This is a genomic window from Aliivibrio sp. 1S175 (assembly GCF_001690985.1).
Lineage (GTDB): Bacteria > Pseudomonadota > Gammaproteobacteria > Enterobacterales > Vibrionaceae > Aliivibrio.
On record NZ_MAJS01000035.1, the window covers coordinates 308,060 to 319,786 of the forward strand.

Here is an 11,727-nt window from a genome sequence, read left to right on the forward strand (position 1 = left end):
AGACGCCTTAATCTGGGCACTTTAAATCGAGTTACCTTGTACTATACTTTTTTGTAGAGTGTATACACACAAGGAAATTACCGTGCATTTTTTACCACTTCGCTGGGTTATTCCACTTATTATAATAAGTGTCTGTAGTATCTATCTATATGTGTCTTTTCAAGAGCCTATTTGGGATCCTGATACGATGACTCAACCCACCAAAAGCAATGAACTTTTTTCTAACGCCATCACCGTCATCAACGACGTTGAAATCAAAGAAAAAAGCAAAGCTAAATTAGGCTTAGAACTCTTTCTTGATCCAAGGTTATCCTCTAACGGGCAAGTCAGTTGCGAATCTTGCCACCACATATTTACGAATGGCGCCGAATCTATTCCCGCTTCGATTGGGGTTAATGGTGAAGGGCTACGCAATTCTCCAACACTGTTTAATATCAGTTTAAATACTCGTTTTTTCTGGGATGGAAGAGCCGCAAGTTTAGAGCAACAACTTGATGGCCCTATTCATAACCCATTAGAGATGGACAGTAATTGGACTGACATCATTCAATTTCTTAGTACTTCTAAGCACTATTCAAATCGTTTCAAACAGGAATACAACGGCGACATCACAGAAGCAACAATCAAAAACGCCTTAGTCACTTTCATGACAACTCTCAATACACCAGACGCTCCTTTTGACCACTATTTAAAGGGCGACAAAGGAGCCATATCCAAAATAGCAGCCAATGGTTGGGATAAATTCCAACAATTGGGGTGTGTATTTTGCCATCAAGGACAAAACGTAGGCGGTAATCTATTTCAGAAATTTGGTAATTTAACTGAATTAGAAACGCAATTTGGCGATTCTGTAAATAACGACCTTGGTCGCTTTGATATCACAGGAGACAATAATGATCGCCACGTCTTCCGCGTCCCTAGCCTGCGCAATGTCGCCATTACCGCTCCTTATTTCCATCATGGAAAAACAGCAACCCTTGAAGAAGCCATTATCATTATGGCTAGGGTGCAATTAGGGCAAGAGTTAAATCCTATGACCGTTGTTGAGATAAGTGCCTTTTTAAATACCTTAACGGCACCAAGACCCGCAGCACTAGAGGAGTTAATTCAATGATATTAATTAATACCAACAAACTCAGCCTTATACTGATCGCGGTTATCACCTGTGCAGCTCTGTATTTGTCATTGATTGTCACCAAAAGCCATTTAGTCGAGCAATATCAACGCGCTTATTTATCATTATCTGACAGCATCATTCAATCTAGAGAAAGTCTTTATTATTTTAATCATCAAGACAATAGAGCCTATGACACTTACTCGTCTCAACTCGTTAATGCCGATCTAAAAGCCTCCTTTCTCTCTGAACACTTAGAAAACGACCAAAATCAGTGGTTATCAAGTTTACTTATCAATACCGAACAAGCCGCTACTTATGCAAAAAATACTCAAGTCAGTGTCTCTGCTTTAGTAAACGATCTAGAAACGTTGCTAAGATTAAAAGTCTCATACGAATACTCAACGCTCACAACCTTACTATTAGAAAAGAAGCTATTATCTAGCTTAGCCAGACTAGAAGATAAATTGTATGTTTCACAATTCACACTGATGGGTTTAATGGAATCCCCCCCGAGTAATGAATTAAAAAAACACCCTGATTTTAACAGTTTATCTAATTACATCTCCTTTCGTGAACGTATTAAAATAGAAAGTCAAAACAAAGAAAAAGACATCTTTACCAACGACGTAAAAAAAAGGCTCACACAGCAAAATAATTATTGGTTATCTCAATCAGAATCAATAAAAAATCACATGTTCATTACTGTAATACTGTTTATCTGCGCGATTGCCGCTTATTTCTACCTTCAATTACGAGAACGCTTACAACAAACCTTAATTATAAAAAGAGAACTCGTAAGCTCAGAAAAAGAAAAATCAAAGCTCGCCCTTGTTGCCGAACACGCGCACGATGCCATTCTTATCACCGATAAAAATGGCATACTTACTTGGGCAAACCAAAGTTTTTCTACACTCTCAGGATTCCCACTCAATGAAGTGATAGGAAAAAAACCGGGTGAACTATTACAAGGTAAAAACACATCAAAAGACGACGTTGCACGCATCTCTTCCGCCATCAAAGAAGGGATATCGATTGAATCAGAATTAATCAATTATCATAAAGACGGATCTGAATACTGGATAGATATGTCCATTACCCCAACCTTCAATTCGGATGGTTCAGTAGAGCAGTTCATCGCCGTAGAAAGAGACATCACCAAACGTAAAGCCCTTGAAATTGATTTATTCAATGCAGCAGAACAAGCGGAAGTTTCCAATAAAGCCAAATCAACCTTCTTAGCAACCATGAGCCATGAATTAAGAACGCCACTTAACGGTATTTTAGGCATGGCACAGATCATCGAAAGTAATATAAAAGATCCCGAACAACACACACAGATTAACGTTCTACTCGAATCAGGAGATCACCTACTTTCTTTACTTAATGACATTCTTGATTTTTCTAAAATTGAACAAAATAAGCTTGAGCTAAATTATGAAGAGTTTTACTTCAAAGAGGTAATAAGCCCTATCACGCATACTTACTTTTCAATTTGCGAAGATAAAGGCCTTAATCTGATTATAAAAAATGATATCAATCCTAACGCCATATTTAATGGGGATAAGCCGAGGATCCGACAAATAATTTTTAATCTAATTAGTAATGCTGTGAAGTTTACTCATAAAGGAAGCATTACGTTATTATTCAAGCCTACTTACAAAGCCAATAATGAAAGTGGACTCATTCTTCAAATCAAAGATAGTGGGATTGGTATTCGTCAGGAACGTTTAGAGAAAATCTTCGACCCTTTCATTCAAGCTGAGTCGTCCACAACAAGACAATATGGTGGCACTGGATTAGGTTTAGCCATTGTTAAACAGCTAATTAATGTGATGCAAGGTGATATTTCGGTTCACAGTGTCAAAGGTGAAGGCACTGAATTCACCATTGTGATCCCTATTAAAAGCCGTATACAGCTGCCAGAAAAACCAAGTACTGAACATTTACCAATAGTGGATATAGAAGAAGATGACGCGCCTAAAAATCTATCTATTTTGATAGCAGAAGATAATAAGGTAAATGCGTTAGTCGCTAAAATGTTCTGTCAACGTTTAGGTCACCAAGTGACCATAGCCGAGAATGGGCAAATCGCTCTCGATATATTACAAGAAAGTGCATTTGATTTGATTATTATGGATAATCATATGCCAGTAATGGATGGCATTAGTGCAACCACAATTATCCGAAATGAACGAAAACTTTCAACCGTCATTTTTGCCTGTACCGCAGATGTGTTCCAAGAAGCTCATGATAATTTTATTGCAGCGGGTGCCAATTATGTACTAACAAAACCACTTCAAGAACAAAGTTTTCTTGATGCTATTAATCATTATAAAACCAGCATTGAGCGCAATCAGACAAAGAATAAAACGGCCATAGAACAAAAAACAAATGTGATTGAATTAAAAAGGCATTCTAAAGAAAAAATTACATTAGCACTTACCGAAGCTGAATTAACTTTAGTTCCTTTAATTGCTATTTGTGGTGATGATGTTGATATATTAAATGACTTTTTAACCTCATTTATTAATACCTCTGAAGACTGCATTACTTCTTTAATTACCGCTTACGATAAAAAGGAAATTGATAATATTCGCCTGCATTCACATTCAGTAAAAGGAATGGCGAGTAATTTTGACGCCCATCGTCTTGTAGAGAGTGCTACCAACATTGAAAAACAGGCTAAAAATAACACCATGCCAAATTTAGACGATATACAACAATTAATTAATTTATTAGAAGTAAATATTCAACAAGCCACTCGATTAATAAAAAACAATTCTGATATAAATCAAGGTGATGCTAGCATTAACTCTTAATTTAAATGAAACTAGATATCATCAATAGTTATACTTTGTAAGGGTTTATTGTTTCTTATGAAGCATGATTAAGATTCAGGCATTCTAATTAATTATCTATACATTTTTTGCGGACAGTAAAGATAAAAAATAAGCCTCATTCCGAGGCTTATTTTTTAATCGTATATTGACTTAATGTTAAGGCGTGATCTCTTCAACATGGAACTTGCCTGCATCTAATGGGCGCTTTTCTTCTGTTTTACCACTAAAAGTAAGCTTGTTTAGATCCACTTTTTTAATTGTACTGTCATACATCGTTTTATAGAAAAACAATCCGTTAGTCTGATCAACAACTGAAGTCCACTGAGTTGCACTAGGTAGATTAGGAATATGCGCTTTGCTATTAAACTCACTGCCAATAGGAATATCGAAATTATTTAAGATATGAAAGGCTTGAGAAACGGCATCATTACTCTCTTTTATTGTTGGAGCTGCGTTCACATAAAAAGCCGCACGCACGAATCGAGAAGGTGGCGTAATATCACCCGGCAACCCTAAGAAACCAGAACCGACACCGAATGAGAAAGCATCAACATCATTAATCTTCTGCCCTTGGCTAACACCTGGCGTTAGATGAATGTAATTGTTCAAGTTTGTCACCTGCCATTGGTAATCAGGGGCATTGGTTAGTACTTTCGCTGTGTTTTTATGGATACTAATTTCACCGTTATTCATAATTTCAATAACAATGTTATTTCCCTCTTTATCTGCAACGCGCCAGTGTGCCGTTGGCGATGGGACACCTTTTGCATCAATATAAACAGGAATAATTTTGATTTGATTTAGCGCTTGCTCTACTTCAGCAACCGTCTTAAATTTCGATAACATCCAACGATTAAAATCCATATCCGTAATGGTTGTTTTTGTGTCTTTAGGATCGTATGTTTCTAATGAACCGTAGTTTTTAAAATAGAATAAACCCGCGGTTAATCCTTCCTCATTAACCCCATCAGCAATAAAACGATCATCACTGACGGAAATACCAACAAAACCATATTTAGACTTCCATTCAAGCCCTTTCTTTTGATCTGGCATGGTCGATATATATGTATATTCACGAGGAGACACAATCAATTTACTGTTGAGGTCATTTTGGCCCCATTCGATCGTTCGTGCTTGAATATAATCATGATTTGTTGTTGAAAGAGAAATACCAGTACAGGCACTAGCAGAATAGGCTACGCAAGATGCAATAAGCATTGAGAGGAATTTAATTTTCATTTTACTATCTCATTTTAATGACATTCAGATAGTACTCTTATCGATAATAATGCCAAGAATAATCTTGGTTCATTCGTAATTCAGATAATAAAAAATGCACCTAATTAGAATTAGATGCATTTCATTTATTGAATTATCTGAGTGCTTTTTATCTCTTATTTAACTCACTTGTTCTAATGTAACTTCAACCTTTGATGCTATTGAACTATTCATATAATCAGCTACTTTTGCTTGTTCTTCTTTGCTTAGATACAGACCAAGTTTAGTTCTTCTCCACAATACGTCTTCTGCTTTTTGTGAGAACTCATGGTGCATTAAATAATCGATTTCAGCTTGATATACGCCTTCGCCGAACACTTGCCCCATATCGGCTTCACAAGTAATGTTCTCTAATAATGTCCAAACCAAAGTACCAAATTGATTCACATAACGTGTTGCTGTTTTCTCTGCTAGCCAAATATGTTTACTGCAAATGTTATTCACTAATTGTGTACGTGGGTAATCAAAATCACCACCTGGTAATGCAACATTTTTGGTCCACGGAGTCCCTATCTTCATAAAGTATGGGCTTAACATCTTCATTGCCGTTTCTGCTAGTTTTCGGTACGTCGTTAGCTTCCCACCAAAAATAGACAATAACGGTGCTTGGTCTAATTCTTGTTCTAACTCTAAGGTGTAATCACGAGTGATTGCTTGTGGTGAATCAGATTCGTCATCACATAATGGACGCACGCCACTGTAAGTCCACACAACATCATCACGTTGAATTTGATCAACAAAATGCTGATTCACAACATCAATTAAGTAATTTACTTCATCTTCAGATATTGCAACTTTTCTTGGGTCACCTTTATACTCAACATCGGTTGTGCCAATGATAGAAAAGTCTTCCATGTAAGGAATAACAAAGACGATGCGATTGTCTTTATTTTGTAGAATGTACGCTTGCTCTTCGTTATGAATTTTTGGCACGACAATATGAGAGCCTTTAACTAAGCGAATATTCCGTGGAGACTCGTCTTCTAAACTGTCATCAAAAAATTGTTTTACCCACGGGCCAGCGGCATTAACTAACGCTTTAGTTTTACGTTCAAAGCGTGTGTTCGTTTGCTCATCAAACATAGTGACATGCCAAATGTTATTAACACGTATTGCTTTTTCAACTCGACAATAGTTTTTTACTTCCGCACCATTCTTCTCAGCTGCCATTGCATTTAAAATGACTAACCGAGCATCATCCACCCAACAATCTGAATATTCAAAGCCTTTGGTCATTTCAGGTTTTAATAAACCCGATGCAGCTAAATTAACAGAGTGACTTGCTGGAAGCGTAGTTCGTTTGCCTAAATTATCGTAAAGGAAAAGACCAGCTCGGATCATCCATGCTGGACGTAAAAATGGACGATGAGGCAAGCGAAAACGCATTGGTTTTGCAATATGAGGGGCTTTAGCTAATAGGACTTCACGCTCAGCTAATGATTCTGATACTAAACGAAACTCGTAATGCTCTAAATAACGCAACCCACCATGAATTAATTTCGAACTTGCAGATGAAGTGGCAGAAGCAAAATCAGCGGCTTCATATAGGCCAACAGTTAAGCCTCGTCCAGCAGCATCAGCGGCAACTCCAGCGCCATTAATACCACCACCAACTACGATTAAATCTAAAACAGCGCAGTCTGTGTGTGTTTGGTTTCCATTATTCATAGTAGTGACCTCAAAGACTCATAATGAGCGAACGAACATTAGTTGATGGGAATTAACGATAACTTAACTTTCGTTTTGAGTCACTTTATATTTTCGATTACGAACATTTAGTGTGATGGAGATACAAAAAATCCCTGATCTCAATCAAGAACAGGGATTTTTTATTTATTAGAAATGAGGCTTACTTAGAAATTACTTCATAAGGAATTTCATTATCTTTTAGAATCGCAACGATCTCTTCTGGTGGTTCTTGATCTGTGATTATCATCTGTAATTCAGTGATACTACCTAAATTAACCATCGCATTACGACCAAATTTCGTATGGTCAACCGCAAGGTATACGCTGCGGCTATTTTCAATAATGGCTTTTTTCACTCGAACTTCATGATAATCGAAATCTAATAGCGACCCATCATAATCAATACCACTGATCCCCAATATGCCAAAATCTAAACGGAACTGTTTGATAAAATCTAACGTTGCTTCACCTACAATTCCACCATCGCGATTTCTGACTTCGCCACCGGCAAGAATAACTTTAAAATCAGGGTTAGCCATTAAGATCATCGCTACGTTAATGTTGTTCGTTACGACTCGTAAATCTTTATGATTTTTAACCAATGCTTTAGCTACTGATTCTGGTGTTGTACCGATATCAATAAATAACGTAGCGCCATCTGGTATATGTTTCGCTAACGCTTCTGCAATCGTGTCTTTCTCGTTTAACTGCATCACTTTACGTGTTGTGTATGCGGTGTTTACCGAGCTTAATGGAATGGTCGCTCCACCATGATGACGGCGAATTTTATTCTCATCTGCCAATTCATTTAAATCACGACGAATGGTTTGTGGGCTGACTTTGAATTGCTCCACTAAATCTTCAGTACTAACATATCCATGTTGTTGCACCAGGTTTACGATTTCTTGGTGTCTTGATAATTGCTTCACGAATTACTCTCCTAATTACGAACAATCAACGACTTATTCTTTTTATCTAAAATCAGTGTACAAAGAAGCCATAAAAATTGGAAATAATTGCAGTGAATATGCGTGATGTATATCAAATAAAGTTCGGAAAAGAAAAAGGAGCGCAATAAATGCACTCCTTTTGTTTTTTTAATCATCAAATTAGAGTGATTTTACTCTTCGTCATGCATCTCTGCCCATGATTGAGCACATTTAACTGCTCGTTTCCAACCACGGTAACGTTGATTACGTTTTTCTTCATCATGATGAGGTTCAAACGAACGGTCTATCACAGCTTTGCCCGCTAATTCATCTAAGCTACCCCAGAATCCAACCGCTAAACCAGCAAGATAAGCGGCACCTAAAGCAGTAACTTCAGTGACTTGTGGACGATGAACGGCCACATCTAATACATCTGATTGGAACTGCATTAAGAAATTATTGGCTACCGCACCACCATCAACACGAAGTGCCGATAACTTGATACCTGAATCCGCTTGCATTGCATCAATCACATCACGAGTTTGGTAAGCAATACTTTCTAACGTTGCACGAATAATATGGTTAGAACCACAACCACGCGTTAAGCCAACAATCGTACCACGTGCATATGCGTCCCAATATGGAGCACCAAGCCCCGTAAAGGCAGGAACCACATAAACACCGTTTGATGAATCCACTTTAGTTGCAAAGTATTCTGAATCTTTTGCATCGGCCAGTAATTTCATTTCATCACGTAGCCATTGAATTGATGCACCACCCATAAATACCGCACCTTCCAGTGCGTAAGAGGCTTCACCACGAGGACCACATGCTAGCGTTGTTAATAGACCATTGCGAGACGTTACTTTCTCTTTGCCCGTGTTCATTAGCAAGAAACAACCCGTGCCGTACGTATTCTTAGCTTGACCTTGTTCTACACACATTTGGCCGTAAAGTGCCGCTTGCTGATCCCCTGCAATACCTGCAATTGGAATACGTGTTCCGCCTTTACCACCAATGTTTGTTTCGCCATACACTTCTGATGACGATTTCACTTGAGGCATCATTGAAAGAGGAATATCCAGTTCTTTCAGCAGCTTTTCATCCCACTGTAATGTATTGATATTGAAGACCATAGTACGAGAAGCATTGGTGTAATCAGTGACATGAACACGCCCTTGTGTCATCTTCCACACAAGCCAAGTATCAACAGTACCAAACAACAATTTACCTGCTTCAGCGTCTTCACGAGCGCCTTCTACATTATCAAGAATCCACTTGATTTTTGTACCAGAAAAGTATGGGTCAACAACCAAACCCGTATTTTCACGAATATACTCTTCTAGACCTGCATCTTTTAGTTTTTCACACGTGTCCGCAGTACGACGGCACTGCCAAACAATGGCGTTGTAAACTGGTTTTCCCGTTTCTTTGTTCCAAACAATCGTCGTTTCACGTTGGTTAGTAATACCAATTGCAGCAATTTGATCACTGCGAATACCCGCTTTCGCTAAGGTTTCAACTAACGTCGAACTTTGTGTTGCATAGATTTCGAGTGGATCATGCTCAACCCATCCTGCTTGAGGATAAATCTGAGTAAATTCACGCTGAGAAACACTGACAATATTCGCATCGTGGTCAAGAATGACGGCACGAGAGCTAGTAGTTCCTTGGTCAAGTGCAACAATGTATTTTTGCTCAGTCATGATGGAATCCTTTTATGTATAAGTTTATAATGTATTAACTCGTAGGGTTATATTTGTTAGTTTTTTTATTTTTTATATTAAGCTTCAGCTGCTTTAGCGTCTTCCTCTGAATCACATTGATTCGGAATGGTACAACCTTGACCCGCTGTTGGTAGATAAGCGCCAATCATTTTTGGGTAAGCCCAACCACCGAAACATGCACCTGCAATTGGCGCTAAGATTGGAACGATAAAGTAAGGAATTTCTTTTGCACCTGTTAATGCGTAATCCCAACCCGCTAAGTAAGCAAATAGTTTTGGACCAAAGTCACGCGCAGGGTTCATTGCAAAACCGGTTAGAGGACCAAGAGAACCACCAATAACCGCAATTAGCAAACCAATAAGAAGTGGATTCATAGGGCCGCGAGAAGCGCCATTATGTTCATCACCTAAAGCAAGAATTCCGAACATAAGAACCGCAGTAATAACAAATTCAACAGAAAATGCGCCTAGTATCGATAAAGAAGGATGGGGATAAGTTGAAAAGATACCAGCCGTTGATAATGCAGCTTCACTGCTTCTTAAAAAACCGTTCGCAATTTCATAATCAGCAAATAAATTACTGTATAACGCGTAAACTAACGCAGCAGAACAAAAAGCACCAAGTACTTGAGCAATGATGTAAGGAATTATTTTTGCTTTATCAAACCCATGAAAGGCAGCTAATGCAATGGTAACCGCTGGATTAAGATGTGCACCAGAGACACCCGCAGTACAATAAATGGCTATGGCAACGCCTATACCCCATATGATACTAACTTCCCACTGGCCAAATTCAGCACCAGTTAACACTAAGGCGGCGACACAGCCGACACCAAAAAAGATTAATAAACCGGCACCGATAAATTCAGCGATGCATTGTCCAAGTAATGTATGTTGTTTATTATTCGCCATGATTCATTCCTTTGTTTCGTTATGTACTCATTTCATCCAACGTATATAAACGCTCTATATACTTAAGATAAACGGCCAAATTATTATTAAAGTAGGTACAGCATTCACGTTAAGCAACGAGAAATGTACTCCTTTTATTAATAATTTAAACTCCAGTAAATTCGAAACGAGCGTTCGAGCACAAAAAATGCGTGTTAGAATAACAAAAAGAAGATCTAGGGCATAAAACAACCAAACGAACAGGTTAGACCAGATTGAGTGCTTTTTTTATTTGCTGGTATGATATACAAAAAAGTAAGCCTAAATAGGTATAAATGCTAGTTAAGCCAAGCTCTAAGCGCTTAAGTATGAATTTCTATTTAGCAACCAATTGTTAATAATCAGTTAGATTATGATCTGCTTTATCTTTTACAAAAAATACTCGATTTAAAACATGACGGATTAAAACGAGCATTTTTTACATAAAATTCAACCTTGTTTAATCGCAATTATGAATTTCCCCCAAATTCAATCAGGTAACGTTCCTTGTCAATTTCATTATTGTATTTATCAATACAGCGAAAGCTTAATAACATTGAGCTGATCCAACAACATACAAGAACAATAATTTTGGGTAGAAAGGCAAGAGAAAGAATGGTTAAAATTATTGATAACTCAATTGATGAATAGGCTAATCCAATTGGACCAAACCATAACGTAAGCACTAAGGCGATAGAGTACGATTTTTTTGTAGGTAACATTTCCTTTCCTTTGAATCTTTTGATCTGCTGTTTAAAGATACAGACACAATTCATCATTATAAATTGCGTCCGTATCTTTATAACTATCTATTTTATAAGATTATTTATTTTAACTATTACCACTCATAAGAAGCACCAACACCAAAGCCGGTATCGTTAGTAGAATCCACATAAGCTACGTTCGCACGAAGCGCAACATGCTCATCAATACGTATACCTGAACCAAAGGCAACCGCATTTGCTCCATTATAGTTACCTAACCCCACAGTCACGTTTGCTTTGCCAATGCCATACGGTTGGAACAATGATGACGTTGCCATTCCCATCGCTGCAGTACCATCTACACGTTTACCCATTTCTTTAAAGTCACTTCTTAAATCTTTAATATCATTGGTATTTTGTTGGATATCAGCTGTATTTTTATCTACTGCATCACTATTTGATGAGATTAAATCTGCATTATTCACCGTATTTTGATTAGCAGAAAGTGCTATATG

Annotated in this window: 9 protein-coding genes; 2 read left to right on the forward strand and 7 right to left on the reverse strand. The window is 37.7% G+C overall.

Features of this window, described 5'->3' with window-relative positions; translation table 11 throughout:
- The first annotated feature begins 82 nt into the window (after nt 1-82).
- Both A6E06_RS12780 and A6E06_RS12785 read left to right on the forward strand, forming a co-directional pair.
- Entirely contained in the window at nt 83-1,114 is a 1,032-nt protein-coding gene (locus A6E06_RS12780) for a cytochrome-c peroxidase (protein WP_255312088.1), read from the forward strand.
- A complete protein-coding gene (locus tag A6E06_RS12785) occupies nt 1,111-3,936 on the forward strand; it encodes a PAS domain-containing hybrid sensor histidine kinase/response regulator (RefSeq protein WP_065593350.1) in 2,826 nt (941 codons plus the stop codon). The genes A6E06_RS12780 and A6E06_RS12785 overlap by 4 nt, the downstream gene beginning before the upstream one ends.
- 177 nt (nt 3,937-4,113) lie before the next feature.
- Here A6E06_RS12785 and A6E06_RS12790 read toward each other — a convergent pair whose 3' ends face one another.
- The 7 genes from A6E06_RS12790 to A6E06_RS20045 all read right to left on the reverse strand — a co-directional run.
- A complete protein-coding gene (locus A6E06_RS12790; RefSeq protein ID WP_065593349.1) occupies nt 4,114-5,196 on the reverse strand; it encodes a linear amide C-N hydrolase in 1,083 nt (360 codons plus the stop codon).
- A gap of 159 nt (nt 5,197-5,355) precedes the next feature.
- Nucleotides 5,356-6,903, reverse strand: a complete 1,548-nt coding sequence (gene glpD, locus A6E06_RS12795) for a glycerol-3-phosphate dehydrogenase (protein WP_065593348.1) — start codon at nt 6,901-6,903, stop codon at nt 5,356-5,358.
- 181 nt (nt 6,904-7,084) lie between these two features.
- The gene (locus A6E06_RS12800; protein WP_065593347.1) at nt 7,085-7,852 is read right to left on the reverse strand and encodes a DeoR/GlpR family transcriptional regulator; all 768 of its coding nucleotides are present in this window, start codon (nt 7,850-7,852) and stop codon (nt 7,085-7,087) included.
- 191 nt (nt 7,853-8,043) lie between these two features.
- The gene (glpK, locus tag A6E06_RS12805) at nt 8,044-9,558 is read right to left on the reverse strand and encodes a glycerol kinase GlpK (protein WP_065593346.1); all 1,515 of its coding nucleotides are present in this window, start codon (nt 9,556-9,558) and stop codon (nt 8,044-8,046) included.
- Between the two features lie 77 nt (nt 9,559-9,635).
- Nucleotides 9,636-10,490 (reverse strand): MIP/aquaporin family protein, encoded by an 855-nt coding sequence (locus tag A6E06_RS12810; protein ID WP_065593345.1) that lies wholly within the window; start codon nt 10,488-10,490, stop codon nt 9,636-9,638.
- A gap of 488 nt (nt 10,491-10,978) precedes the next feature.
- Nucleotides 10,979-11,230 carry a hypothetical protein gene (locus tag A6E06_RS12815; protein ID WP_065593344.1) on the reverse strand — a complete coding sequence of 84 codons (252 nt, stop codon included), beginning with the start codon at nt 11,228-11,230 and terminating at the stop codon, nt 10,979-10,981.
- A gap of 116 nt (nt 11,231-11,346) precedes the next feature.
- The coding region (locus A6E06_RS20045) for a YadA C-terminal domain-containing protein (protein ID WP_218066033.1) at nt 11,347-11,727 on the reverse strand (381 nt) is incomplete at its 5' end.

Excerpts from the sequence above, each read along its gene's own strand:
- A6E06_RS12785 (WP_065593350.1), top strand. The coding sequence starts at position 1,111 with ATGATATTAATTAATACCAACAAACTCAGCCTTATACTGATCGCGGTT.
- A6E06_RS12790 (WP_065593349.1), bottom strand. The coding sequence starts at position 5,196 with ATGAAAATTAAATTCCTCTCAATGCTTATTGCATCTTGCGTAGCCTAT.
- glpD (WP_065593348.1), bottom strand. The coding sequence starts at position 6,903 with ATGAATAATGGAAACCAAACACACACAGACTGCGCTGTTTTAGATTTA.
- glpK (WP_065593346.1), bottom strand. The coding sequence starts at position 9,558 with ATGACTGAGCAAAAATACATTGTTGCACTTGACCAAGGAACTACTAGC.
- A6E06_RS12810 (WP_065593345.1), bottom strand. The coding sequence starts at position 10,490 with ATGGCGAATAATAAACAACATACATTACTTGGACAATGCATCGCTGAA.
- A6E06_RS12815 (WP_065593344.1), bottom strand. The coding sequence starts at position 11,230 with ATGTTACCTACAAAAAAATCGTACTCTATCGCCTTAGTGCTTACGTTA.